Source organism: Halomarina ordinaria, from assembly GCF_030553305.1.
GTDB lineage: Archaea > Halobacteriota > Halobacteria > Halobacteriales > Haloarculaceae > Halomarina > Halomarina ordinaria.
In genome coordinates this window covers 1611806-1634248 of record NZ_JARRAH010000001.1, presented here as the reverse complement: position 1 = coordinate 1634248, position 22443 = coordinate 1611806, and the positions used below count along the sequence as shown (strand labels likewise).

The 22443-nt window shown below is 69.8% G+C and carries 29 protein-coding genes; 16 read left to right on the top strand and 13 right to left on the bottom strand.

The features are described from left to right. Positions 1–77 precede the first annotated feature (77 nt). A complete protein-coding gene (locus P1Y20_RS08875; protein ID WP_304448306.1) occupies positions 78–1586 on the top strand; it encodes an LVIVD repeat-containing protein in 1509 nt (502 codons plus the stop codon). A 19-nt stretch (positions 1587–1605) separates the two neighbouring features. Here P1Y20_RS08875 and P1Y20_RS08870 read toward each other — a convergent pair whose 3' ends face one another. Then, entirely contained in the window at positions 1606–3030 is a 1425-nt protein-coding gene (locus P1Y20_RS08870; protein WP_304448305.1) for a ribonuclease FAU-1 family protein, read from the bottom strand. Then, positions 3027–3401, bottom strand: coding sequence for a DUF7532 family protein (locus tag P1Y20_RS08865; RefSeq protein WP_304448304.1), 375 nt, complete (start codon positions 3399–3401; stop codon positions 3027–3029). The genes P1Y20_RS08870 and P1Y20_RS08865 overlap by 4 nt, the downstream gene beginning before the upstream one ends. A gap of 87 nt (positions 3402–3488) precedes the next feature. Here P1Y20_RS08865 and P1Y20_RS08860 point away from each other — a divergent pair, with 87 nt between their 5' ends. Then, positions 3489–4496, top strand: coding sequence for a PrsW family intramembrane metalloprotease (locus P1Y20_RS08860; RefSeq protein ID WP_304448303.1), 1008 nt, complete (start codon positions 3489–3491; stop codon positions 4494–4496). A 441-nt stretch (positions 4497–4937) separates the two neighbouring features. Here the strand turns inward: P1Y20_RS08860 and P1Y20_RS08855 are convergent, their stop codons facing one another. Further along, complete coding sequence (locus P1Y20_RS08855) at positions 4938–5558, bottom strand: riboflavin synthase (RefSeq protein WP_304448302.1); 621 nt, start codon at positions 5556–5558, stop codon at positions 4938–4940. 110 nt (positions 5559–5668) lie between these two features. Between P1Y20_RS08855 and P1Y20_RS08850 the strand changes: the two genes are divergently transcribed. After that, positions 5669–5911, top strand: coding sequence for a DUF7533 family protein (locus P1Y20_RS08850; protein ID WP_304448301.1), 243 nt, complete (start codon positions 5669–5671; stop codon positions 5909–5911). Here P1Y20_RS08850 and P1Y20_RS08845 read toward each other — a convergent pair. The 4 genes from P1Y20_RS08845 to P1Y20_RS08830 form a co-directional block, all read right to left on the bottom strand. Further along, positions 5908–7737, bottom strand: a complete 1830-nt coding sequence (locus P1Y20_RS08845; protein ID WP_304448300.1) for a UvrD-helicase domain-containing protein — start codon at positions 7735–7737, stop codon at positions 5908–5910. The two genes, P1Y20_RS08850 and P1Y20_RS08845, sit on opposite strands and share 4 nt — an antisense overlap. A gap of 94 nt (positions 7738–7831) precedes the next feature. Next, positions 7832–7999, bottom strand: a complete 168-nt coding sequence (locus P1Y20_RS08840; protein WP_304448299.1) for an HVO_0416 family zinc finger protein — start codon at positions 7997–7999, stop codon at positions 7832–7834. A gap of 157 nt (positions 8000–8156) precedes the next feature. Next, positions 8157–10019 (bottom strand): DUF2070 family protein, encoded by a 1863-nt coding sequence (locus tag P1Y20_RS08835; RefSeq protein WP_304448298.1) that lies wholly within the window; start codon positions 10017–10019, stop codon positions 8157–8159. Positions 10020–10031: 12 nt separating this feature from the next. After that, positions 10032–10583: a GMP synthase subunit A gene (locus P1Y20_RS08830; protein WP_304448297.1), complete on the bottom strand. Its 552-nt coding sequence runs from the start codon at positions 10581–10583 to the stop codon at positions 10032–10034. Between the two features lie 184 nt (positions 10584–10767). Between P1Y20_RS08830 and P1Y20_RS08825 the strand changes: the two genes are divergently transcribed. Next, positions 10768–11601, top strand: coding sequence for a TrmB family transcriptional regulator (locus P1Y20_RS08825; protein WP_304448296.1), 834 nt, complete (start codon positions 10768–10770; stop codon positions 11599–11601). Between the two features lie 4 nt (positions 11602–11605). Here P1Y20_RS08825 and P1Y20_RS08820 read toward each other — a convergent pair whose 3' ends face one another. After that, positions 11606–12115 (bottom strand): DUF7097 family protein, encoded by a 510-nt coding sequence (locus P1Y20_RS08820; protein ID WP_304448295.1) that lies wholly within the window; start codon positions 12113–12115, stop codon positions 11606–11608. A gap of 111 nt (positions 12116–12226) precedes the next feature. Between P1Y20_RS08820 and P1Y20_RS08815 the strand changes: the two genes are divergently transcribed. Then, entirely contained in the window at positions 12227–12562 is a 336-nt protein-coding gene (locus P1Y20_RS08815; protein ID WP_304448294.1) for a DUF192 domain-containing protein, read from the top strand. Between the two features lie 55 nt (positions 12563–12617). On the opposite strand, the gene P1Y20_RS08810 is transcribed toward P1Y20_RS08815, so the two are convergent. Next, complete coding sequence (locus tag P1Y20_RS08810) at positions 12618–12908, bottom strand: ArsR family transcriptional regulator (protein WP_304448293.1); 291 nt, start codon at positions 12906–12908, stop codon at positions 12618–12620. 236 nt (positions 12909–13144) lie between these two features. On the opposite strand from P1Y20_RS08810, the gene P1Y20_RS08805 reads away from it, so the two are divergent. The 3 genes from P1Y20_RS08805 (at position 13145) to P1Y20_RS08795 (ending at position 16186) form a co-directional block, all read left to right on the top strand. Further along, the gene (locus P1Y20_RS08805) at positions 13145–13444 is read left to right on the top strand and encodes an EMC6-like membrane protein (protein ID WP_304448292.1); all 300 of its coding nucleotides are present in this window, start codon (positions 13145–13147) and stop codon (positions 13442–13444) included. Beyond that, complete coding sequence (locus tag P1Y20_RS08800) at positions 13444–15285, top strand: ribosome biogenesis/translation initiation ATPase RLI (RefSeq protein WP_304448291.1); 1842 nt, start codon at positions 13444–13446, stop codon at positions 15283–15285. Before P1Y20_RS08805 ends, P1Y20_RS08800 begins: the two co-directional genes overlap by 1 nt. Before the next feature lie 127 nt (positions 15286–15412). Further along, on the top strand, positions 15413–16186 hold the full coding sequence (locus P1Y20_RS08795) for a PHP domain-containing protein (RefSeq protein WP_304448290.1): 774 nt from the start codon (positions 15413–15415) through the stop codon (positions 16184–16186). Positions 16187–16277: 91 nt separating this feature from the next. Here P1Y20_RS08795 and P1Y20_RS08790 read toward each other — a convergent pair whose 3' ends face one another. After that, positions 16278–16799 carry an archaemetzincin family Zn-dependent metalloprotease gene (locus P1Y20_RS08790; RefSeq protein ID WP_304448289.1) on the bottom strand — a complete coding sequence of 174 codons (522 nt, stop codon included), beginning with the start codon at positions 16797–16799 and terminating at the stop codon, positions 16278–16280. A 39-nt stretch (positions 16800–16838) separates the two neighbouring features. Here P1Y20_RS08790 and P1Y20_RS08785 point away from each other — a divergent pair, with 39 nt between their 5' ends. The 4 genes from P1Y20_RS08785 to npdG all read left to right on the top strand — a co-directional run bounded on the left by P1Y20_RS08785 (position 16839) and on the right by npdG (position 19135). Further along, positions 16839–17252 (top strand): UPF0146 family protein, encoded by a 414-nt coding sequence (locus tag P1Y20_RS08785; protein ID WP_304448288.1) that lies wholly within the window; start codon positions 16839–16841, stop codon positions 17250–17252. Then, positions 17249–18127 (top strand): TIGR01548 family HAD-type hydrolase, encoded by an 879-nt coding sequence (locus P1Y20_RS08780; RefSeq protein WP_304448287.1) that lies wholly within the window; start codon positions 17249–17251, stop codon positions 18125–18127. The genes P1Y20_RS08785 and P1Y20_RS08780 overlap by 4 nt, the downstream gene beginning before the upstream one ends. A gap of 73 nt (positions 18128–18200) precedes the next feature. Next, positions 18201–18422: a hypothetical protein gene (locus P1Y20_RS08775; RefSeq protein WP_304448286.1), complete on the top strand. Its 222-nt coding sequence runs from the start codon at positions 18201–18203 to the stop codon at positions 18420–18422. 44 nt (positions 18423–18466) lie between these two features. After that, positions 18467–19135, top strand: a complete 669-nt coding sequence (gene npdG, locus P1Y20_RS08770; protein ID WP_304448285.1) for an NADPH-dependent F420 reductase — start codon at positions 18467–18469, stop codon at positions 19133–19135. A gap of 379 nt (positions 19136–19514) precedes the next feature. Here npdG and P1Y20_RS08765 read toward each other — a convergent pair whose 3' ends face one another. Next, the gene (locus P1Y20_RS08765) at positions 19515–19850 is read right to left on the bottom strand and encodes a thioredoxin family protein (RefSeq protein ID WP_304449478.1); all 336 of its coding nucleotides are present in this window, start codon (positions 19848–19850) and stop codon (positions 19515–19517) included. 38 nt (positions 19851–19888) lie between these two features. Here P1Y20_RS08765 and P1Y20_RS08760 point away from each other — a divergent pair, with 38 nt between their 5' ends. The 4 genes from P1Y20_RS08760 (at position 19889) to hisE (ending at position 21622) form a co-directional block, all read left to right on the top strand. Beyond that, positions 19889–20047, top strand: a complete 159-nt coding sequence (locus P1Y20_RS08760) for a preprotein translocase subunit Sec61beta (protein WP_304448284.1) — start codon at positions 19889–19891, stop codon at positions 20045–20047. A 188-nt stretch (positions 20048–20235) separates the two neighbouring features. After that, complete coding sequence (pdxT, locus tag P1Y20_RS08755) at positions 20236–20832, top strand: pyridoxal 5'-phosphate synthase glutaminase subunit PdxT (RefSeq protein WP_304448283.1); 597 nt, start codon at positions 20236–20238, stop codon at positions 20830–20832. Between the two features lie 62 nt (positions 20833–20894). Beyond that, positions 20895–21338, top strand: a complete 444-nt coding sequence (locus P1Y20_RS08750; RefSeq protein ID WP_304448282.1) for a bifunctional nuclease family protein — start codon at positions 20895–20897, stop codon at positions 21336–21338. Beyond that, a complete protein-coding gene (gene hisE, locus P1Y20_RS08745) occupies positions 21335–21622 on the top strand; it encodes a phosphoribosyl-ATP diphosphatase (protein WP_304448281.1) in 288 nt (95 codons plus the stop codon). Before P1Y20_RS08750 ends, hisE begins: the two co-directional genes overlap by 4 nt. 3 nt (positions 21623–21625) lie before the next feature. Here the strand turns inward: hisE and P1Y20_RS08740 are convergent, their stop codons facing one another. Together P1Y20_RS08740 and P1Y20_RS08735 are read right to left on the bottom strand one after the other, a co-directional pair. Next, a complete protein-coding gene (locus P1Y20_RS08740; RefSeq protein WP_304448280.1) occupies positions 21626–21943 on the bottom strand; it encodes an ASCH domain-containing protein in 318 nt (105 codons plus the stop codon). A 43-nt stretch (positions 21944–21986) separates the two neighbouring features. Beyond that, positions 21987–22346: a DUF5518 domain-containing protein gene (locus tag P1Y20_RS08735; RefSeq protein WP_304448279.1), complete on the bottom strand. Its 360-nt coding sequence runs from the start codon at positions 22344–22346 to the stop codon at positions 21987–21989. Positions 22347–22443 lie beyond the last annotated feature (97 nt).

Genomic DNA, 22443 nt, shown 5'->3' with positions numbered 1-22443 from the left:
GGTCGCCACCCCCTCGCACGGCTCGCCCACCCCGTCGCCATCGTAACCCATACGACCACCCGTCGACAGGGGGGTGTATGGTGAACGACGGGCTCTCGCGGCGCACCGCCCTCCGGGCGCTCGGCGGCGCGCTCGCCCTCCCGACCCTCCCCGCGCTCCCCCTCACGGGCCGCGCCGCCGGACAGGACGGCTTCGCGCCGCTCGGCCGCGTCGAGGTCGAGGGGACGAAAGAGGCCGTCGTCGACGGCGACGTCGCCTACCTCGCGACGACCGACGGCTTCGCCACCGTCGACGTGAGCGACCCCGAGTCCCCGGCCCTCCTCGCCGAGCGCCGCGACCTCCTGGCGGACCGCGAGGGCGGCCCGCTCGAGGAGATATTCGACGTGAAGGTCGACGGCGACCGCCTCGTCGTCCCCGGCCCCGCGAACGCGAGCCAGGGCGCCCTGCAGGGGGCGGCGCTCTACGACGTGGCCGACCCCGCCGCACCCGAACGCCTCGCCGTCTACGAGACGGACTTCTTCCACCACAACGTCTACTTCGACGACGGCGTGCTCTACTTCGGCGCGAACGGCCTCCCCGGCAACCCGCTGGTGATGGTCGACGCCGACGCCCTCGCCGCGGACGACCCGAACCCCGAACTCGGGCGCTGGTCGCCGGCGGCCGAGGACGACCGCTGGCTGGACGTCCCCTTCGGCGTGTTCAACCTCCACGACATCTGGGTACAGGAGGGCGTCGCCGCCCTCGCCTACTGGGACGCCGGCACCTGGCTGGTCGACGTGAGCGACCCCGCCGCCCCCGACCCCATCGTGAAGGTTCGGGGGTACGACCCGGAGGACCTCGCCGGCCTCTCGGACCAGGCGGTGGCCTCCCGGCAGTTCCAGCTCCCCGGCAACGACCACTTCGTCGCCTTCGACGACGACATGTCGCTGCTCGGCCTCGGGATGGAGGCGTGGGACCAGACGCCAGACGACGGCGAGGGGAGCCCCGGCGGCATCGACCTCTACGACGTCTCGACGCTCGCGGCCCCCGAACTCGTCCACTCCTTCGCCGCGCCGCCGACCGACGACCCCTCCTACTCGGGGACGTGGACCACCTCGCACAACTTCGAACTCACCGGCGGCCGCCTCTACGCCTCCTGGTACCAGGGCGGCGTGAGCGTCCACGACGTGCGCGACCCGTCGGACCCGACGCCCCTCGCCGAGTGGCGCGACGAGGTCGAGACGAGTTTCTGGACCGCGCGGGCGGCGCGCCCGGGCGAGTTCTTCGTCGCCTCCAGCGCGAACTTCCTCGAGTGGGACGTCACGGAGGCGCTCTACACGTTCCCCGACCCCGACCTCGAGGAGTCCGTCCCCAACACCACGACGCCGACGCCCGGGGGGAACGCCTCGAACGGGACGGACGGTCCGACGGCGAACGGTTCGACGGCGAACGGGACGAACGGCTCGGCAGCGAACGGCTCGGGAACGAACGAGACGAACGGGAGTGCCGGGTCGGGCGCGACCGGTCCCGGGGTCGGCGTCCTCGGCGGTGCGGCGGCGTTCGGCCTCGGCGCGTGGCGACTCGCGACGCGGACGCGCGAGGAGTGACGCGCTTCACCGTACCGTACTACTCCAGCGCGCGCTCGATGGCCGTCGCCACCTGCCGGGCCTTCTCCGCGAGCGGTTCGGTCACCTCGCCCGCCTCGACGGCCGCGTCGAGTTCGTCGTCGTCGACGCGTTCGACCGTCCCGTCGGCGTGTTTCACCACGTCGACGTGGAGGTCGACGTAGCGCGCCACGTCCGGGAACAGTTCGACGGGCGTGCAGACGTTGACGTAGGTGCCCCGGCGCTCGCCGTCGGCCCCCCGATAGACCGTCGCGTACCACCAGCGACCCTCCTTCAGTTTCGTCACCGCCACGTCGCCCGCGCGCCGTTCGACCTCCAGGGCGTCGTAGCGCCCGCCGGGGGTCATCTCCCGCTCGACGGTGACGCCGCCCTCCGGGTCGTAGTCCGTCACCGTCCCCCGGCCGAGGACGATGAGCCGTCCGTCGGGTTTGCCGTGACCGAGCGCGACGGTGTCGCCCTCGCGCGGGCCGAACTGTCGGGTGACGGCGGCGAACGGGAACGGTCCCGTGGGGTCACAGACCGCCTCGGCGAAGTCGACGGCGGCGCTCGCCTCGCCCGTGTGGGCCTTCGTCCGGTGGTGCCCCGGCATGGTCGTCGTCACGGCGCGGCGGTGGTCGTCGAGGGCGTCGCGGCACTCACGCCCGAACCAGACCCACGCCGTCGCGCGCCCGTCGGTGAGCCGTCCCGGTTCACCCACCTCCTCGGGGAGCGACGCGTCCACCCGCTCGGCGCGGGCGTTGAGGTGGTCGAGCGTCCCCGCGAGGGCGTCGAGGTCCGCGTCGTCGGCGCGCGCGTCCCACCGGACGCCCCACCCCTCGCGGGAGTCCGTCGGGAGCAACGAGGCGAGGTCGACGCTCGTCCCGCCGCCGCTCGCCCCCCGGACGAGACGCGCGAGACCGTTCCCGACCGAGAGTCGACCCGTACACCGGGGGTCGCGGTCGCTCCACGGGGGTTCGCCCTGCGCTACTTGCACGCGGAGCGCGTCGCCCGTCTCGACGTAACCGTCGGCCTCGTCGAACGGGAGGTAGCCCCTCCCCTCGTTCCCCCCGAGGTCGAGGACGGCGCCACCGCCGCGGGTGTCGACCACCTCGGCGTCGAAGACGGCCCCCTCCGGCGTGGGGTCGTCCCAGACGAAGGCGTCGACGCCGACCGCGACGAACTCGGCCGCGAGCGACGCGACGCGCTCGACCGGGCCGGAGAGACCGACGCCCTGCCGGTCGTGCGTCGTCTCCACGGTGACGGTCGCCGGCTCGACCGGGAACGTCGCGTCGAAACGCTCGCGTATCGGTTCGGAGGCCTGGACGACGGCGTGGTCGCCCGACAGCAGGTGCGTCAGTGCCGTCGCGTAGATGCCCCGGACGCGGACGCGGGGCGGGTCGACGGGGTCTCCCCCGTACTCGTCGCCCTCTCCGGCCTCCTCGCTCATAGCACGTCGGGGTCGTCGGCGAACCGGACGCGTGCGTTCACCGTCGGGCCGAGGCGGAGTTCGACGGTGCCGTCGGGGAGGGTGCGGCCGCCCTCGACCGGGACGCCCCACGAGTCGAAGCGGAGGTACCCCCGGATGTCGGCGGCGTGGGTGTAGAGGTCGAGATACGAGACGGCGTGTTCCTGGACGTCGCTCGCCGAGTGCGCGCGGTCCATGTCCGAGTGGACGGTGTCGCGGTCCTCGAAGAACGCCGTCAGGGCGTCGGCCTCCTCCTCGGTCGCCGCCTTCACGAGGTCGCTCGCCCGGCGGAGGTCGTCCGTCGAGAGGCCGACCTCGCGGAGGGCGGCCTGCGTCCGCTGGTCGAAGTGCATGGGCGCGCTTGGCGTGGGGGCGTAGAAAACCCCGCGGAACGCGCCTCGGGGCCTAGAGTTAGGGAGGAGGGCCGAGTAGGACGGCACATGGGAGAACGTGATCCGGTCGAGGCCCGTTCACAGGGGGGGCGGGACCTCTACGACGTCGCGACCTGGGAGCCCCGTAGCGCGCTCGACCGTCTCGCGCTCAAGGTGTACGGCGCCGCCCTCGCGGTCGGGAAGTGGTTCGTCGTCCTCCTCGCGCTGGTCTTCACCGCCCTCATCGGCGTGTTCGGTGCCCTCACCGACCCCATCATCGGGGCGTTCACGGTCCTCTCGGTGATTCCGGCGCTCGCGCTCGCCGGCTACGTCTACTACGCCGACATCACCAGCGGCGAACCGCTCTGGTTGCTCACCGCCACGTTCGTCCTGAGCATCTTCTTCGCCAGCTTCGCCGCCATCATCAACTCGGTGTTCGGCGGCCTCCAGCTGCTCGGCCCCGTCGGCTTCGTCCTCTTCTTCTACCTCGTCGTCGGCCCCGTCGAGGAGTCCGTGAAGCTCCTCGCGGTGCGCCTCTACGCCTACCGGGACGACCGCTTCGACGCCGTCATCGACGGGGCGGTGTACGGCGCCGTCGCCGGCCTCGGCTTCGCGTTCGTCGAGAACGCCATCTACATCAACCGCGGCCTGGAGATGAGCCCCGGCGGCGGCCCGGAGACGCAACTCGCGACGGCCGGCGGCACCGCCGCGCTCCGCGCGCTCGCGGGACCGGGCCACGTCGTCTACTCCGCGTTCGCCGGCTACTACCTCGGTCTGGCGAAGTTCAACCCCGAGAACGCGGGCCCCATCGTCGCGAAGGGCCTGCTCATCGCCGCGTTCATCCACGCGACGTACAACACGCTCGTCAGCGTCGTCCCGAGCGTCGCCGTCGCGGCCTTCGACGCCGTCCCGCAGTTCGTCGTCTTCTTCGTGTTCGTCCTCATCTACCAGGGGTTCTTCGGTTACCTCCTCTACCGGAAGATCGCCCGCTACCGCAACGCCTACCGCGAGGTCCGAACGGAGGCCGAGCGAAAGGACGGCGACATCGGCGTCGAGACGACTGAGTTCGATAGCTAACCATCCACGGTTTGCTGTGGGAGCGGCCTCCGGCCGCTCCCCGACAAGCCCTGACCTACTACCCTCCTCGCCCCCTCAGTCGCTGCGCTCCGTCGGGAGTTCGTCGGTCCGCTCGCTCCTTCCAGTCGCTCGCGGGTGCCGCGCTCGCAAGAAAGCACTGGGTACGGGTCGCCCGTCCGCTCCGTACGTTCATATACGAGAGTGCGGCCAGACCCTCCGTGCGCTGACTCCCGTCGCGGGGTGTTCGCGGGTGTGCGACGCCACGCCCCGTGAACCCGTCCGCGGCGTCGCCTGTTCGCCACATCTCTTCCGTGCGTGGGGTCGCTCTCGGCGCGCGAGTGTGCCCGCCTCGTCGCCAGCGCGCAACTCCGCCGTCGCACCTGAACTCGTGACTTCGTGACTCCTCGCGCAGTGCACACGCCCGTCGTCGGGACGCGCCGGTTACTGCGAGCCGTCGAGCAGCGGCGTCTCGACGGCCCCCTCCCGGACCATCCGCTCGACGTACTTCGCGAGGACGTCCACTTCGACGTGGACCGGGTCGCCGGGTTCCTTCCCCGAGAGGTTCGTCAGGTCGTAGGTCGCCGGGATGATAGCCACCGTGAACTCCTCCGGCGTGAGGTCGGCGACGGTGAGCGAGATGCCGTCGACGGTGATGGACCCCTTCTCGACGACGTAGCGCGCGAGCGACGGGGGGAGCGAGAAGCCGAAGGTCCAGTCGTCGCCGACGCGTTCGACGCGCGTCACCGTCGCGGTGCCGTCGACGTGTCCCTGGACGAGGTGCCCGTCGAAGCGTCCGTCGGCGGGCATGGCGCGTTCGAGGTTCACCTCGTCGCCCGGTTCGAGGTCGTCGAGGTACGTCCGGTCGAGCGTCTCCCGCGAGAGGAACAGTTCGAAGCCGTCGCCGTCGACGTCCTCGACGGTGAGGCAGGCGCCGCTGACGCTGATGCTCTCGCCGTGGTCGAGGGCGTCCGCGAAGGAACTCGCCACGCGGATGCGCTTGCCCTCCGTGTCGGTCCGCACGTCGACGACCGCGCCGGTCTCCTCGACGATTCCCGTGAACATACCCCCGCTTGGAACCCCGCGGCCCAAAACGTTCCTATCGTCCGTGCGGGTCGCTGCCCCAGTCGGGACGACATCGGCGGGCTTTACCCCTCGGCTGTGTACCACCGGGTATGGCACGCGGCATCATCGGAACGCTCCAGTTGGCCGTCGCGGTGGCGTTCGCCGCCCCGGTGGCGCTCCTGGGGCTCTCGTTCCTCCGTGGGGGCGACACCCTCCTGGGTGCCGGGTTTCTCGCGTTCGCGGTGCTGATGATTCTCGTCGAGGAGTACCTCACGACCCCACAGGACGTGCCGGGGAAGGTCGCGGAGAAGGCGGTCGGGACGGCGCTGCCCGAGGACGAGGAGCGCGACTAGACGGTCGCCAGCGGTTCCTGGGCCTCGGCGATGAGCTGGTCGAGCGAGGTGCCCGTCGGCTCGTTGTGGAGCAGGACGTCGATGGGCAGCGTCGGCGCGCCGTCGACGAGGTTCTCCATGAGCACGAGGCGCTCGCGTGCGCGGGACATGCCGACGTAGAAGACCCGCCGTTCGTTGTCCGTCAGCATCGGGACGGGGTCGGTCGTCTTCTCGAACTCGCCGCCGGGGACCTCGGCGTCCTGGTCCTCGACGGTGGCGGCCATCTGTTCGACTACCTTCTCGGTGAGGTCGGTGGCGACGAACACGTGGTCGGCCTCGCGGCCCTTCGCGGAGTGGATGGTCCCGACGCGGACGCGCGAGCGGTCGACGTCCCGGTAGTCCCCGCCGAAGTACGCCTTGACCGAGCGCTTCTGGTAGCCCGTTATCTTCCGGACCATGTCGGCCGCGCTCGCCCGGTCGGGCGTGAACGGGGCGTACTCCTTCACGAAGTCGGCGTCGAACTCGAGGTCGGCGAGGTCGTCGACTCCCTCGCGCTCCTGTCGGTCGTCGAGCGCGTCGTAGAGGTCGTCGCGCTCGCCGGTGCCGAAGGCGGCGCTGTCGAGCATCTCCGCCAGTCGGCGGACCTGCATCCCGGTGATGGGCTCGCCGTCCTCGATGGCCTCGACCGCCTCGATGTAGTCCGTCAGCCGGTCGGTCCACATCCGCTGGTCGGTGAGCGCCTGGAAGGGGATGCCCTCGTCGATGAACTCATCGACGAACTGGTACATCTGGTAGCGCGCGCGGAACAGCACCATGATGCTCCCGTCGTCGGTCTCGACGGTGTGGCGGATGTTGCGCACGAGGTCGAGCATCGAGGGGCTGGCGACGGCCTCGACGGTGCCGCCCTCGGTCCGGGGGAGGAAGTCCTTCTCCTGGCGCTCGGTGACGTGCGCGATCTCGCGGTTGACGACGTTGAGGATGCGCGAGGGGAGTCGATAGGAGGTGTCGAGGATGACGTCGTCGCCGGTCTCGTTCAGCAGGAGCTGAGGGTCGGCGCCCTGCCAGGCGTAGACGACCTGGTCGTCGTCGCCGGCGATGAGCACGCGCTTCATGTGGGGTTTCCACTCGTCGTACACCGCGTACTGGAGGGTGGTGATGTCCTGGAATTCGTCGATGACGAGGTAGTCGACGGTCGGCAGCAGCGAGCGCTGCTTGACGCGTTCGAGCATGTCGGCGAAGCCGATGACGCCCTCGTCGCCCTTGTAGGCGCGCCACGCACGGATGGCCTCCGGCACGTCAAGTCGGTCGTCGTCGCTCGACCACGTCGGAGTGTACTTGTTGCCCACCTGTGCGTTGGGGTCGACGTCCGGGGGCAGGCGGACCGTCTCGACGTCCCACTGGAAGGGGACGTCGTACCAGTCGGCCACCTCCCGGTCGGTCCGCTGGAGCCACTGGCTCGTCGCGATGATCTTGTTGCCCATCGTCGTCGCCCGCGAGGAACGCCGCCGTGAGGCCTCGTACTCGTCTTCGTACTCCAGCCCGTAGTCCTCACAGAACTCCTTCTTGTGTTTCTCGCCGACGACGTCGCCGCGTGAGAGGTTCAACAGTTCGTAGGCCTTCGCGTGCATCGTACAGACGTTCCCCCGCAGCGAGCGGGGGTCGCGGTCGAGTCGCTCGGCCAGTCGCTCGCGTATCTCCGCGGCGGCCGCTCTGGTGTAGGAGACGACGAGCACGTCGTCGATGTCCGTCGCCTCCTCGTCGAGCAGCGTGTCGACGCGGTCCAGCAGGGCTGTCGTCTTCCCACAGCCCGGGCCACCGAACAGTCGGGTGACCTGCGTGTCAGTCATTGCGGGTTGAACGGTTCCCTGCTGTATAAGTCACGTCATCTATCCACGCGTGACGACAGAAAAGCCGGACGGTACTCTTGGACGCGCCGCGGCGCTACGGCATCCACCCGCAGACGGTACACGTCGCGGCGTCGAGGTCGTGGAGGCCCCCGCACTCGGGACAGCGCTTCTTGTTATAGTCCCGCTCCCAACTCGGCCGCTCGGTCTCGTGCCCACGCTGTGACAGGAACTCGTCGAACAGGTCGGTGTCTGCGGTTGCCATACACGTCGTGGTATGCGACTACACATCATAAAGCTGGTGCCACGTATCGCCGTGAGTACCAGTTTCGGCCGAGTAATTCGACGAGCGTCGAGTTCGGAAGCGCGAGCATTGCTGTCCGTCGAACAATCGTGCGTCGGCGACTGTCGCCCGTCCGGACTCAGGTGGCGAAGAAGATGAGGACGCTCACGGCGCTCACGACGAGGATGAGGGCGGCGGCGAGCACCCCACCCATGGCGACCATCGCGTTCGCGTGGCTGGCGAGCGTCTCGGTGCGGTCGTTGCCGAAGACGGTCACCTCACAGCGCTCGACGGCCATCCCGGCCTCGACGGGTTCGAGGTCGGCCACCGACTCGGCGACGAGGTCGACGACGAGCGCCTCCAGGTCCGCGAGGGGGACGGCCGCGCCGACCTGGTTGTCCGCCTCGACGGTGTTGACGATGTGCGTGTCGGTCGTCATCACCTCGACCATCTCGACGCCCGTCTCGGCCGTGACGGCGTCGACGAGCCGGTCGCGGACGCCCGGTTCCATGTTGTTGCCGTCGACCAGGACGTACGCCGTGCGCTGGTCGCCCGCCTCGACGCACGCGACGCGCACGCCGAGCGGACCGATGCCCTCCGCCGGCGTCCAGGGCGTCCGGTCCCACGCGACGCCGAGGCGGAGGGGCACTCGCTCGGCGGCCGCCAGTCGGCGGCCGGCCTCCCCCGCGGCCTGTATCATCGAGAACGAGCGCCTGCTCCCGGGCGTGACGTGCCCGAGGTCGTCGCCGTCGAGACCGTCGTTGCTGTTGTGGGCGTCGACGAGCATCACCGCGTCCAGCCCGCTCGTGCGTGCCTCCGCCGCCGCCGAGAGGCCGACCGCGTACTCCACGTCGTCGGCGAACGACGGGGCGTACGTCGCCACGAGCAGGGCGGCGTCGCCGAACGCCTGCCCGAGGATGGACGCCTCGCCGTCGCGCGTGCGGACGCTCCCGGTCCCCTCCCCCCCGTACTCGATGCGCCGGTGGGCGCGGTCGGCCGCCTCGATGATGGTGTCGACCTCGCGTTCGGTGACGAGGTTGAAGTCGTGGCCGGCGGTCGCGTGCGGCGGGAAGGCCATCCCCTCCGAACTGGCGGCGACGCGCGCCGGGAGGTTCCCGCCGCCGATCTCGCCCATCGGTCCCGGGTGGATCATCGGGAGGACGAACCGCGCCTTCTCCCCGTTCGCGGTACGAAACGACAGGACCGTCACCGGGACGACGGCCTCCTCGCCCAGTTGTTCGAAGAAGTCCTCCAGTTCGCGGGACCCCTCCGCGATGTGGCCGACGAACCCCCGGAGGAAGTCGAGGACGCTCACGCCGAGGCTCCGGCGCCACGGCGTGTCGATGGTGACGACGAACAGCCACGTCGCCCCGCCGTAGAGGACGCACATCGCCGCCAGCAACAGGAAGTCCTGCGGGGCGATGGCGGTGAACACGTCGGGGGCGTGTTCGGGCCGCGAGAGGTACGACCGCAGGACGGGCCCGCCGATCTCGAGGTAGGTCATCGTCCCGCTGTAGACGAACAGGAGGAGCGCTCCGGCGACGGTCTGGATGCTCGCGGGGACGGCGGCGACGAGCAGCGACTTCCGCGAGACGGCCATCACCACCAGCAGGCGGATGGCGAAGACGCTCGCCAGCGCGGCGAGCAGCGCGTCGAAGACGAACCCCTGGCCGAACGACGTGAGGACGGCCACGACGCCCGCGACGGTCATGACGGCGACGGTGACGAGTTCGCAGAACAGCGCGAGCAGCGAGGCCCGGTTCGGCGTCAACTGCCCGCCGAGACGGCTGTCGACCGACGGGGTGAGCACGCTCGCCACCACCGTCGGGACGCCGATGTAGAACAGTCCCTGCCAGGCGTCCTCGAGGACGAACCGGGAGTCGAAGGCGGCGACGCCGGCCAGCGCGGCGATGACCAGCGAGAACCCGACGCTCGCGTACCAGTTCGGTGCGCGGAAGATGAACCGCGAGAGGCCCGCGAGGTCGCCCTGTGTCGCCGTCATGCGACGGGTCGGTCAGTCCTCGCAGCGCGCGAGGAAGTTCTCGAAGACGGCCTCGCCCTCCTCGGTGTGGGCGACCTCGGGGTGCCACTGGACGCCGTAGCGCTCGCGCTCGGCGTCGCTCATCGCCTCGATGTCGCAGACGTCGCTGCGGGCGGTCAGCGCGAACCCCTCGGGGAGTTCCTTCACCTCGTCGGCGTGACTCGCCCACACCCGCGTCTCGGGGGCGAGCGACCCGAGCAGGGGGTCGTCCTCGTCGACGATGTCGACGGTCACGTCGGCGTAGCCGCCGTAGTCGCCGCTCCCGACGCGGCCGCCGAGCGCGTCGGCGATGACCTGCATCCCCAGACAGATGCCGAGGACGGGGACGTCCAGGTCGAGGTAGTCGGCGCTCCGGCCGGCGTCGTCCATGCTCGGGCCGCCCGAGAGGACGACGCCGTCGGCGTCGACCGCGGCGGGGGGTGTCGAGTTGTCGACGAGCGAGACGTCGACCCCCATGTCCCGGAGCGCGCGCTGCTCGAGGTGGGTGAACTGGCCGTGGTTGTCAACCACGACGATACGAGTCATTGGCGGTCCTACGGTTCGCCCCCGATAAAAACCTCCGGAAGCGACGGGCGCACGGGACTGCTCCCCGGTCGCAGCCTGCACAGTCAGGTTACAGACTTATGCGTCTAGATAATCTAGCACGGTCGTCCGAGCGATTCGTTCGGAGGACTGGCGGACTCCGAGACTCCTGGGGCACATATTCACCATGGGTAACACGGAACACCGAACACGTGCGATAGCGTCCCTCGAGGAACTGGGTCTGCGCGAGTACGAAGCGAAGTGCTTCGTCGGCCTCGTTCAGCTCTCGGAGGGAACGGCGAAGGAGATCAGCAAGACGGCGAGCGTCCCGCGCTCGCGGGTGTACGACTCCCTCGACCGGTTACAGGACCGCGGCCTCGTCGACATCCGCGAGTCGAACCCACGTGTCTACCGGGGCGTCTCCGTCGACACCGCCGTCCAGACTCTGGAGAACGAGTTCCAGAGCCACCTCGACACCGTGAGCGACAACCTCGCCGAACTGCAGGTGACCCCCCACCGCGACGACGACGAGTTCTGGACGGTGACGGGCGAGGAGAACGTCACCGAACGCGGGGCCGGCCTCATCGACAGGGCGAACCGCGAGGTGTTCGTGACGCTCGACGACGACGAGCGAGTCGTCGAGCGCTCCGCGGACTGGATTCAGACCGCGCTCGACCGGGGACTCACGACGCTCGTCGACGTGCCCTCGGAGGCGATTCGCACCCACGTCGAACGGCTCGTCCCCGGCGCGCAAGTGTTCGTCACCGACCGGAGCGACGCCGACGACCCCGACGGGGAACCGCCGGGGCGAACGCTGCTGGTCGACGGCGAGTCGGTCCTGTTGAGCAGCATCGAACGGGAGTCGCCGACGGTCTCCAGCGAGACGGCGGTGATGGGCACCGGCGGCGTCGGTTCGCGACTCGTCTCCATGCTCCAGGAGGTCTCCCAGTCGCGCCGACACGTCGCCACCCCGGGGACGGCCGCGTTCCCCGACGTCGTCGAGTTCGACGCCAACGACTGACCGACTACTCCTCGCGTTCGTTCGCCGTCGAGAAGGAGAGTTCCGCGAGTTCGCGGCTCCGTCGCTCCTCCCGGACGGCGACGGCCTCCGCGTCCGGGGTCGCGTCGTCGTCGACGCGCGCCCACGACCCGTGGACCTTCGCGTGACACCACCGACAGAGCGCGACGGTTATCTCGTGGGTGAGGCGCGTCTCGTCGCGGTACGACAGGTGGTGTTCCTCGAGGAGCGGCCGGTCGTCGTCGTGGGCCATCCGCACCTCCGCCAGCCCACAGCGCGCGCACTCGTGGCCCCGCTTCCGGCAGCGCATGTGGGGACAGTCGCGCCACTCCCACGACCCCTCGACGACGGGGCAGGCGTAGTCGTCGCGTTGCCGCGCCTCGGCGAACGCGGGGTCGGCCTCCGGACGCTCGAACGCGAACCGACATCGGCCGTCGTCGGTCAGGTGGTCGCAGCGCTCGACGTGGTCGTACGGGTCGTCCACACCGACCGACGTGCCGGTGGGCGTCTTCTCCATACCCCCCGTTCACGCCGGAGGGTTTCAACCCTGTCCCGGGATGCCCTTCACCCTACAACGAATTTCATATTCCGAACAATGTTTTTATCCATCCGTCCCTCCCGCTCGACCATGCGCGTCGTCCACGACTCCGGTCGGGTCCTCGCCTCGAACGTCGACCGTGCGGAGGGGGTCCTCGCCAAGGGTCGCGGCCTCATGTTCCGCCGGTCGATACCGCCGGACTACGGCCTCGTCTTCCCCTTCTCGCGGACGGCCCGCCGGAGCATCCACATGGTCTGTGTCCCCTTCCCCATCGACGTCTGCTGGCTGGCCGAGGGACGGGTCCGCGAGACGGCGACGCTCCCCGCCTGGCGCGGGTACGGGGCGGCCGTCGCGGACACGGTCGTTGAGTTCCCGGCCGGGACGCTCACGGGAGTCGAGGTGGGCGACCGGGTTCGCGTGGAGTGAGTCGAGAAGGCGTGACGGCCCGCCGGGGCGGGCGTCGAGGGGGGAGGAGGGGGGCTCAGTCGTCGCTGACGGCGCGGGTGGTCTCTTTCTCGTCTGCGCCCTCGGCGTCGGCCGGGGCGGCCGTTATCTCGTAGAGGTTCTGGCGGGCGTCGGCGAAGTAGACGTCCTCGTCGACGACGCTGATGGTCTCGAGGCGCTCGAGTGCGTAGCGGACGGTCCGCGCCGACAGCATCGACTCCTCGACGATGCCCTTCTGCGTCAGCGGGCCGTTGTACTCGAGCACCTTGTACACCAACTTCGCGCTCGGCGGCAGGTCCGCTATCCCCTCGACAGTAGTGTCGCTCATCAGTGGGCTGAAAGACACGTCCACGCTGTATAAAGGTTGATACGCCCGTCCGATTCCGGATATATCCGCCGCTACCTCGACGGCCCGACGGCCCCCGCGGCCCACCCGACCCGCGGCGTGCGGCGGTGCTCTCGCCCGCATCTCCCGCGACGCGTCGGGTGCGGCCGCCTGCCCGGCGACGCACCGCGTCCGGCCCAACCGAACGGCTTTTGCGGCCGGACGGCCGACCCACGGACATGGCTACCGACACCGTCGAGCGACGACGCGCCCACCTCCGGGGGCTCACGGTCACCGCGCTGACCGCCATCGCGGGCCTGGCCGCCGGCCTCGGAGGGAGCGTCGTCGCCTCCGGTCCGCAGGACGTCCTGTCGGCGTCGGTCCTTCTCGTCGCCATCGCGGTGCAGATTCCCCTCTTGCGCGCGACCGGCGTCGTCGACGAGTTCTCGGCGAAGGACTACCTCTACGTCGCCTTCATGACGTTCTCGTTCTGGTTCGTCTGCCTGACCGTCGTCTACACCGCCGGGGTCTCGCTGTAATGGCCGAGGACAGCATCGCCGTCGTCGACCTCGACCGCTGTTCGCCCGACCGCTGCAACTACGAGTGTGCGAACTACTGCCCGCCCAACCGGACGGGCAAGGAGTGCATCACGCAGCGCGGCGATGCCGCCAAGGCCGGCGAGATAGCCGGCGACCCCGACCAGGTGCGCATCTCCGAGGACATCTGCCTCGGCGAGTCCTGCGGCATCTGCGTCGTGAAGTGCCCGTTCGACGCCATCGAGATAATCAACCTCCCGCAGGAACTGGAGGAGGACCCGGTCCACCGCTACGGCGAGAACGCCTTCTCGCTGTACGGCCTGCCCGCCCCACAGGAGGGGCAGGTGACGGGCATCCTCGGCCCGAACGGCATCGGGAAGACGACGGCCGTCCGCATCCTCGCCGAGGAGATAACGCCGAACCTCGGCGACTACGACACCGACCCGTCCTGGGAGGCCGCCATCGACCGCTTTCGCGGCACCGAACTCCAGAACTACCTGGAGGCGACCCGCGAGGGGAGCGTGACGGTCGCGCGAAAGCCCCAGTACGTCGATAAGATACCCGACCGCTTCGACGGCAACACCCGCCAGTTGCTGGCGGGGACCGACGAGCGCGGCGTCGTCGACGACCTGGTCTCGCGCCTCGGTATCCGACCGGTCATCGACCAGTCCATCGACACCCTCTCGGGCGGCGAACTCCAGCGCGTCGCGCTCGCCGCGACGCTCGCACGCGACGCCGACTTCTACTTCCTCGACGAGATAACGCCCTACCTCGACATCGGCCAGCGGGTGACGGCGGCGCGACTCATCCGCGAACTCGCCGAGGAGGGCGACCGCTCGATGCTCGTCGTCGAACACGACCTCGCGGTGCTCGACCTGCTCGCGGACTCGCTGCACGTCGCCTACGGTGAACCCGGGGCGTTCGGCGTCATCACGCCCCCGAAGTCCACCCGACAGGGCATCAACGAGTACCTCTCGGGTTACCTCGAGGCCCAGAACATGCGCATCCGCCCCGAGGCCATCGAGTTCGAGCGCCACGCGCCCCGAAGCGCCCGCGCCGGCGACGTCCTCGTCGAGTACCCGGACCTCGAGATGAGCTACGGGGAGAGCGAGTTCACCCTCGACGTGGAGGCCGGCGCCATCCACGAGAACGAGGTGCTCGGCGTGGTCGGCCCCAACGGCATCGGGAAGTCGACGTTCGCGAAACTGCTCGCGGGCCGCCTCGAACCGACGGCCGGCGACCTCGACGCCCGCCTCGATATCTCCTACAAACCGCAGTACGTCGACATCGACCAGCCGATGCGCGTCGACGCCTTCCTCGCCTCCATCACGAACGACTTCGGCTCGTCCTACTGGGAGACCGAAATCGCCGGACCGCTCCAGCTGGAACGCATCATGGAGCAGAACCTCACCGACCTCTCGGGCGGGGAGCGCCAGCGCGTCGCCATCGCGGCCTGCCTCTCGAAGGACGCCGACCTCTACCTCCTCGACGAACCCTCGGCGCATCTCGACGTCGAACAGCGCGTGCTCGCCACGCGCGCCATCCGCCGCTACACGGAGAACCACGACGCGACGGCGATGGTCATCGACCACGACATCTACATGATCGACCTGCTCGCCGACCGCCTGATGGTCTTCGACGGCGAACCCGCCGTCCGGGGCGAGACCAGCCCCCCGGTGGGGATGCGCGAGGGGATGAACCGCTTCCTCGGCAACCTCGACGTCACCTTCCGGCGCGACCAGCGCACCAGCCGACCGCGCATCAACAAGCCCGGGTCGCAACTCGACCGCGAGCAGAAGAACGCCGGCGAGTACTACTACGCCCCCCAGCGCGACGACGAGTAGGGTCTCTCCCGTCGGGGTCGCCCGCGACGCTCACCGCGGCGCCGACGGCGAGTTCCGAGCGGTCGGTCGGGCGACCGGACGGTCCCGGCAGGGGTACGCTTAACCCCGGCGGTGGACACGCCTTCACATGGACTACGACTACCACGTCCACTCCACGTACTCGGACGGGAGTTTTCTCCGCTGGATGGTCCGCGGCGCGGAGCGTGCGGGCCTCGACGGCGTCGGCGTGGCCGACCACTGTACCGTCTCCGACCGGGAGTCGATGCGACGGGCCAGGCGCGACCACGGGTTCAACCTCGACCTCACCTACGAGCGCCGCCGCGAGGCCATCGAGGGGGTGCGCGAGGACACCGACCTGCGCGTGTTCGACGCGGTCGAACTCGACTACGACCCCCGCGACGAGGCCGCCATCCGCGCGTTCACCGAGGCGGCGGCGTTCGACTACACCATCGGGAGCGTCCACACCGTCGACGACGTGAACGTGCAGGTGCCGTCGGTGTTCGCCGATATGCCCGACGAACGTCGCCAGGAGTTCGTCGACGACTACTTCGACTCGCTCGTCTCGCTCGTCGACTCCGAACTCTTCGAGGTGGCCGCCCACCCGGACCTCGTCGAGCGCAACCCCGAACTCCAGGGGTACGCCACCGACGCCCACTACCGCCGGGCGGCCGAGGCGTTCACTCGCTCCCGGACCGTCCCCGAACTCAACGCCGGGCGCGTCCTCCGTGACTACGGCGAGTTCCACCCCGCGCCGCCCTTCCTCTCGGTCCTCCGGGAGTTCGACGTGCCCATCACCCTCGGGTCCGACGCCCACCGCCCCGACGAACTCCCCGCACGCCACGAACGTATCCGCGAGTACCGCGCGGAGGCGGGCCTCGACCTCTACGAACTGGACGTGTGAACGGTGCCGCCGGGTGCGGAGCGGGTGCTCTCTGGTATCGCGTCGAAACCGGGAGAGACATCGTGGCCGGACGCCGTCGTCGGGGTCGGGGTCAGTGGACGAGTCGCGAGCAGGTCCCACAGAGGTTCTGCTCTTTCATGTCGACCTCGCGGACGGTCGGCGAGAAGTTCATCACGCAGCGGTTGTTGTCGCAGTGTTCGAGGCCGAGCGTGTGGCCGATCTCGTGGACGACCTCCTTGCGGACGCGGTCGGCGAAGACCTCGCTCGCGGGTTTCGAGGCGATGCCGCCGTCCGAGGAGGTCTGGAGGCGGTACGTCGAGATGACGCTGCCGTTGCCGTCGAGGTAGGCGAGGCCGAAGACGTAGTTGCGCCGGCGGTAGAAGAGGTCCTTCGGCGTGATGGCGATGTTCTTGTCGCCGTCGCCGATGCGACTCGCGAGTTCGATGAACTCCTCGGCGCGGTGCTGGCCTCGGCTGGGGTCGTACGAGCCGTCGGGAATCGACTGCGTGCTGTGGACCGTGACGTCGCAGTCGTAGACCGAACGGACGCCCGAGGAAGCCTCGCGCTTGACGACGGGGGCGACGTCGCCGACCGGCACGATGTCAACGTGCATGACAAGACATTAGGCAGGCCCGGCTATAAATATCCCGACGTGAAATCGGCAACACGCAACGCGCTCCTGGCGCGCCTCTCGCGGTACGACCGCGTCGTCGAGGTCGGTATCGGCGTCCACGACGACGTCGCGCGCGCCCTGGCCGCCGCCGCTTCACCCCCGACCACCGTTCTCGCCACCGACGTTCACGACCGACCGACGCCCCCCGGCGTCGAGTTCGTCCGCGACGACATCACCCGCCCGACGCGGTCGGTGTACGAGGGGGCCGACGCGCTCTACGCGCTCCGCCTCCCGCCGGAACTCCACCGCCCGACGTGGGACGTCGCCCGCGAGGTGGGGGCGACGTTCCACTTCACCACCCTCGGTGCCGACCCGCCCGAGGTGCCGGTCGGCCGCGAGACGCTGCCCGGGACGACGCTGTTCACCGCCCGCGAGCGCGGGGTGGTGGCGTGACCCTCGCCGTCGACACCGTCGTCCTCGACATCGACGGCGTGCTCATCGACGTCTCGAAGTCGTATCGCCGCGCCATCGTCGAGTCCATCGACCGCGTCTACGGCGACACCATCGACCACGACACCATCCAGCTGTTCAAGGACGCCGGCGGGTTCAACGACGACTGGGAACTCACCCACGCCGCCGCCCTGCTGGTGCTCGCCCGACGCCACGGCTACGAGTACTCGACGGTGACGTTCACCGAGGCCATCGCGGCCAGCGGCGGCGGCGTCGCGGGCGCGGAGGCGGTCGTCGCGGACGTGCTCGACCCGGACGAGCGCGAGCGCGTGCTCGCCGCGTGGGACCGCGAGGCGCTCACCGACACCTTCCAGCAGCTCTACCTCGGGGCCGAGCGCTACCGCGAACTCGAGGGCGGCGAACCCTCGCTGGAGACGCGGGGGTTCATCCACGACGAGACGGTCCTCGTCGAAGACGGCACGCTCGGGACGCTCGTCGAGCGCTACGACGTGGGCGTCGTGACCGGACGCCCCGCGGCGGAGGCGGCCATCGCCCTCGACCGCGTCGGCCTCGACGTCCCCGAGGAGTACCTGTTCACGATGGACTCCGACGCCCCGGGCAAGCCCGCCCCGGACGCGCTCGTGACGCTCGCAGAGCGTTTCGGGAGCGAGGCCCTCGCCTTCGCCGGCGACACCCTCGACGACGTGAAGACGGCCGTCAACGCCGAGGCCGCCGACCCCGACCGCGACTACCACGGCGTCGGCATCCTCACCGGCGGCCTCGAAGGCGAAACGGGCCGACGGAAGTTCGAGGAGGCCGGCGCCCACGCGGTCTGCGAGAGCGTCAACGACCTCCCCGCGGAACTCGAACCGCGCTGAGCGGGGCACCCCTCCGCTCGCCTCCCTCCGGCAAGGCTTATTCTCTCTCCTCGACGACACCGTCTCGAAGACGATGCCCTTCCCGCTCCTCTCCGCCGTCCGCCGGCGGCGGACGGGGTCGCTCGGCCGGACCGCCCTCGGCGCGGCCACGCTCGCGATGGTCCTCGCGTCGACGCTGACGCCGCCCGACCCGCTCGCGCAACTCCTCGTCCTCTCCGTCACGCTCCTCCCCGGCCTCGGCGTCGCCTACTACGGCGGGTGGAGACGCGTCGGGGTGCTCTTCCGGGGCGAGTGACCGCGTCGCACAACGCTTAATCGCCAGTCGGCCGAGTCTCGGGTATGCGAATCGCACTCTGTGGCGGCACCGGCGACATCGGCGAGGCGCTGGCGCTGCGCTGGGCGTACCACACCTCCCACGAGATACTGGTCGGCTCGCGCGACCCCGAACGCGCCCGCGGGAAGGCCGAGGAGTACGAGACGGAACTCGACAGCCGCGGCGTCGACGCCGAGGTGAAGGGCTTCGCCAACGAGATGGCCGCCGACCGCGCCGACGTGGTCGTCCTCGCCGTCCCGGCGTACCACCTCGTCGACACCGTCGAGGCCATCGCCGACCGCCTCGACGAGGACACCGTCGTCGTCACGCCCGCCGTCGGGATGAAGCGCGACGACGCCGGGCTCCACTACAACCCCCCGGGTGCGGGGAGCGTCGCCGCCCTCTGTGCCGACGCCGTCCCCGAGGGCGTCCCGCTGGTCGGGGCGTTCCACAACCTCGCGGCCGGCCGCCTGGCCGACCTCGACGCAGACGTCGAGTGGGATACCCTCGTCTTCGGCGACGACCCCGACGCGAAGGACATCGTCTCGCTGCTCGCCGAGGAGATAGCGGGCCTGCGCGCGCTCGACGCCGGCGGCCTCGCCAACGCGAGCGAGGTGGAGTCGGTGACGGCGCTGCTCATCAACGTCGCCGCGAACAACGACGGACTGCACGACCTGGGCGTTCGGTTCCAATAGTACCTTTTTTACTGCGGGGGGTCGCTACGCGACCCCCACTTGCAAAAAGCTACGCTAAAAAGGGCCGCGAGTCGGGCACGGCCCGTCTCGCGGTGAACCGCGCCGCGAAGCGGCGCGGACGCCCCCGTATTCATTTAGGGGACCAGAAACAGGGTCGATAGTGCCCACGTAGTCGCTAGTTCTGTCGTACCGCGAGTGAGCGCCAGCGAACGAGTGGGGTGACGACTGAACGAAGCGGAGTTCTCGCGAGCCGGAGGTGAGCGAGAGCACGCTGGACGAGCGTAGCGAGTCCAGCGGAGCGACGTGAAGAAGGAATCCTTTTGGCTCAGTTTTTACCCTGTGGGGCGGCTTCGCCACCCCACTCGTGGATAGAAGGTGGCTATGCGCCGGCCTGTTCGAGGGCGTCCTCGATGTCCTCTCGCTGGGTGACACCGACGAACCGCTCGACGACGCCGTCGTCGTTCTCGATGATGAGCGTCGGGAGCGAGCGTACCTGGTACTCGTTGGCGACGTCCTGCTCCTCGTCGACGTTCACCTTCTCGACCGCGAAGCGGTCGCCCCAGTCGTCCTCGATGTCCTCGAGGATGGGGTCCTGGGTCTTACACGGGCCACACCAGTCAGCGTAGAAATCCTTGAGCGTGACAGTCATCGGTCCACTACGGCTAACCTGCTCTCGGAAATAAGGGTTTCCACTGCTTTCGCGGGCCCCGTACAGGCGAAAAAGTTACCCCCTCTCACCTGTGAGTGGCGAGCATGAGTCGCGGCCAGAACTCCGGCGGGTTGATGTCGAGTGCGGGTCTCGTCCGCTACTTCGACTCCGAGGACCGCAACGCACCACAGATAGACCCCAAGACCGTCATCGCCTTCGGCGCCCTCTTCGGGTTGCTCGTCATGGTCCTCGGCGTCGTCTGACCGGCACCACGACACCCCGGTCCACGACGCACCACCCGTCCACGACGTTCGCAACGTTCCGTAGCTCCCGCTCTCGACCGACTCGGTACCGACTGCCGGCCTGTCGACCGGCCGAACGCCCGAACGACGGCCGTCTGCCCTCCCCGCGGAACGCACGCCTTTTGCCTCCGACGGGCCTACCGGTTCCAATGACACTCATCGCCGGCGTCGTCGCCGTCCAGGGCGACGTCTCGGAGCACGCCGAGGCCATCCGCCGGGCGGCCGCCGCCCACGACGAGACGGCCGAGGTGCGCGAGGTACGAACCGCCGGAGTGGTCCCCGAGTGCGACGTCCTGCTCATGCCGGGCGGGGAGTCGACGACCATCTCGCGGCTCCTCGCCTCGGCGGGCATCGACGAGGAGATACGCGACCACGTCGCGGCCGGCAAACCCCTGCTCGCGACCTGTGCGGGCCTCATCGTCGCCAGCACCGACGCGAAGGACGACCGGGTGCACCCGCTCGACCTGCTCGACGTCACCGTCGACCGCAACGCCTTCGGCCGCCAGGTCGACAGCTTCGAGGCCCCCCTCGACGTGACCGGCCTCGACGACCCCTTCCCGGCCGTGTTCATCCGCGCGCCGCTCATCGACGCCGTCGGCGAGGGCGTGGAGGTGCTCGCCGAGTGGGAGGGCCGCCCTGTCGCGGTGCGCGAGGGCCCGGTCGTCGCCACCTCCTTCCACCCCGAACTGACGCCCGACTCGCGGCTCCACCGACTGGCCTTCTTCGACGCGCTCCCGGCGCGCTAGCGCGCCGACGCGAGAGCGAGCAGAACGCGTCCCTTTTTGCGAGCCCCCCCGTCTCGCGGTGTATGAACGCGTCTATCGAAGCGGTCCGCGTCGCCGGCACGACCGATGGTCCCGCGCCGATGGTCCTGCTCGGGGTGGAGGGTACCACCGACGTCCTCCCCATCGTCATCGGGTTCGAGGAGGCCGCGAGCATCGCCCGCGGGCAGGACGCCGTCGACATCGGCCGCCCGCTCACCCACGACCTGCTGCTCGACGTGGTCGAGGAACTCGGCGGCCGCGTGGACCGCGTCGCCGTCTCGTCGGTCAGCGACGAGACGTACGTCGCGGACCTCCACCTGAACACCCCGCGCGAGGACGTCGTCGTCGACGCCCGGCCGAGCGACGCGCTGTCGCTCGCCGCGCGGACGAACTGCCCCATCAGTATCGACGAAGGGGTGTTCGAGGCTGGGCGCGAACCCGAGGAGCGGTTCGCCGAACTCGACGACATCCGCGAGGTGGCTCAGTGAGCGACGATGTCCTCCGCGAGCTGTTCGACGTCATCGAGGACCGCAAGGCGACGCTCCCCGAGGACTCCTACACGACCTCACTGTTCACCCACGAGAAGGGCGAGAACGCCGTCCTCGAGAAGCTGGGGGAGGAGACGACCGAACTACTCCTCGCCGCGAAGGACGACGACCGCGAGGAACTCGCCCACGAGAGCGCCGACCTCGTCTACCACCTGCTCGTCCTGCTCTCGATGAAGGGGATGGACGTCGACGACCTCCTCGCGGAACTGCGCTCGCGGCGCTGAGCGTCAGGACTGCGCCTGGAAGCGGTGGCGGACGACCGCCGCCTCGTCGTCCCACTCGAAGCCGCCGTGGTGGACGCGCTCCATGCGCTCTCGGTAGGCCGCGAGGTCCGCCGACCCCTCCGCTCGCGCGTCCTCGTCGGTGAGGTCGCCGAGGGTGCGGTGGTCGACCGCCGTCACCTCGAACGTCGTCCCCTCCACCTCGAAGGTGTCGCCCGGCTCGGCGTACTGGTTGCCGCGGTGTATCTGGGTCACGTCGCCGTCCAGCGCCAGCTGTCGCACCCGGTCGTTCGGCAACAAGTCGGCCGCGTCTCGCTCCGTCATGACTGACGGGACGCGCGCCGGGGAGTAAAAACCGTGGGAGGGTTCAGGCGAGCGCCGCGCCGAGGGCGCCGCCGACCGCGGAGGGAATCGAGAGCACGAACCAGAGGACGACCGCGACGGCGGTGATGCCGAGGCCGCCGAGGAGGCCGCCCGGCCCGCCGAAGACGGCGAGCAGCGCGCTGCCGCCGATGCCGACCACGAGGGCGATGACGAGCCCGCCGAACGCGCCGGCGAGCAGGCCGTGCCAGGCGCCGTTGCCCACGCCGCCGCGCGCGATGTAGCCCGCGGCGAACCCACCGACGATGGCGGCGGTGAGGTGCCCGAGGATTGGGACCGCGAAGCCGACGATACCGAGGACCAGTTCGATGCCGAACCCGATGAGGACGGCACGCCAGTTGACCATGGCCGGTGTAGGCCGAGGTGGGGTAAAGGCCTGCTGGCGAGCGTGTGAGTGGCTCGCTGGCTCGCCGTGGGCCAAGGAACGCGCTTTTGCACTCGCG

What these genes read in the sequence shown, in the direction of transcription:
- P1Y20_RS08875 (WP_304448306.1), top strand. Translation starts at nt 78, where the DNA reads ATGGTGAACGACGGGCTCTCGCGGCGCACCGCCCTCCGGGCGCTCGGC.
- P1Y20_RS08870 (WP_304448305.1), bottom strand. Translation starts at nt 3,030, where the DNA reads ATGAGCGAGGAGGCCGGAGAGGGCGACGAGTACGGGGGAGACCCCGTC.
- P1Y20_RS08865 (WP_304448304.1), bottom strand. Translation starts at nt 3,401, where the DNA reads ATGCACTTCGACCAGCGGACGCAGGCCGCCCTCCGCGAGGTCGGCCTC.
- P1Y20_RS08860 (WP_304448303.1), top strand. Translation starts at nt 3,489, where the DNA reads ATGGGAGAACGTGATCCGGTCGAGGCCCGTTCACAGGGGGGGCGGGAC.
- P1Y20_RS08855 (WP_304448302.1), bottom strand. Translation starts at nt 5,558, where the DNA reads ATGTTCACGGGAATCGTCGAGGAGACCGGCGCGGTCGTCGACGTGCGG.
- P1Y20_RS08850 (WP_304448301.1), top strand. Translation starts at nt 5,669, where the DNA reads ATGGCACGCGGCATCATCGGAACGCTCCAGTTGGCCGTCGCGGTGGCG.
- P1Y20_RS08845 (WP_304448300.1), bottom strand. Translation starts at nt 7,737, where the DNA reads ATGACTGACACGCAGGTCACCCGACTGTTCGGTGGCCCGGGCTGTGGG.
- P1Y20_RS08840 (WP_304448299.1), bottom strand. Translation starts at nt 7,999, where the DNA reads ATGGCAACCGCAGACACCGACCTGTTCGACGAGTTCCTGTCACAGCGT.
- P1Y20_RS08835 (WP_304448298.1), bottom strand. Translation starts at nt 10,019, where the DNA reads ATGACGGCGACACAGGGCGACCTCGCGGGCCTCTCGCGGTTCATCTTC.
- P1Y20_RS08830 (WP_304448297.1), bottom strand. Translation starts at nt 10,583, where the DNA reads ATGACTCGTATCGTCGTGGTTGACAACCACGGCCAGTTCACCCACCTC.
- P1Y20_RS08825 (WP_304448296.1), top strand. Translation starts at nt 10,768, where the DNA reads ATGGGTAACACGGAACACCGAACACGTGCGATAGCGTCCCTCGAGGAA.
- P1Y20_RS08820 (WP_304448295.1), bottom strand. Translation starts at nt 12,115, where the DNA reads ATGGAGAAGACGCCCACCGGCACGTCGGTCGGTGTGGACGACCCGTAC.
- P1Y20_RS08815 (WP_304448294.1), top strand. Translation starts at nt 12,227, where the DNA reads ATGCGCGTCGTCCACGACTCCGGTCGGGTCCTCGCCTCGAACGTCGAC.
- P1Y20_RS08810 (WP_304448293.1), bottom strand. Translation starts at nt 12,908, where the DNA reads ATGAGCGACACTACTGTCGAGGGGATAGCGGACCTGCCGCCGAGCGCG.
- P1Y20_RS08805 (WP_304448292.1), top strand. Translation starts at nt 13,145, where the DNA reads ATGGCTACCGACACCGTCGAGCGACGACGCGCCCACCTCCGGGGGCTC.
- P1Y20_RS08800 (WP_304448291.1), top strand. Translation starts at nt 13,444, where the DNA reads ATGGCCGAGGACAGCATCGCCGTCGTCGACCTCGACCGCTGTTCGCCC.
- P1Y20_RS08795 (WP_304448290.1), top strand. Translation starts at nt 15,413, where the DNA reads ATGGACTACGACTACCACGTCCACTCCACGTACTCGGACGGGAGTTTT.
- P1Y20_RS08790 (WP_304448289.1), bottom strand. Translation starts at nt 16,799, where the DNA reads ATGCACGTTGACATCGTGCCGGTCGGCGACGTCGCCCCCGTCGTCAAG.
- P1Y20_RS08775 (WP_304448286.1), top strand. Translation starts at nt 18,201, where the DNA reads ATGCCCTTCCCGCTCCTCTCCGCCGTCCGCCGGCGGCGGACGGGGTCG.
- npdG (WP_304448285.1), top strand. Translation starts at nt 18,467, where the DNA reads ATGCGAATCGCACTCTGTGGCGGCACCGGCGACATCGGCGAGGCGCTG.
- P1Y20_RS08760 (WP_304448284.1), top strand. Translation starts at nt 19,889, where the DNA reads ATGAGTCGCGGCCAGAACTCCGGCGGGTTGATGTCGAGTGCGGGTCTC.
- pdxT (WP_304448283.1), top strand. Translation starts at nt 20,236, where the DNA reads ATGACACTCATCGCCGGCGTCGTCGCCGTCCAGGGCGACGTCTCGGAG.
- P1Y20_RS08750 (WP_304448282.1), top strand. Translation starts at nt 20,895, where the DNA reads ATGAACGCGTCTATCGAAGCGGTCCGCGTCGCCGGCACGACCGATGGT.
- P1Y20_RS08740 (WP_304448280.1), bottom strand. Translation starts at nt 21,943, where the DNA reads ATGACGGAGCGAGACGCGGCCGACTTGTTGCCGAACGACCGGGTGCGA.
- P1Y20_RS08735 (WP_304448279.1), bottom strand. Translation starts at nt 22,346, where the DNA reads ATGGTCAACTGGCGTGCCGTCCTCATCGGGTTCGGCATCGAACTGGTC.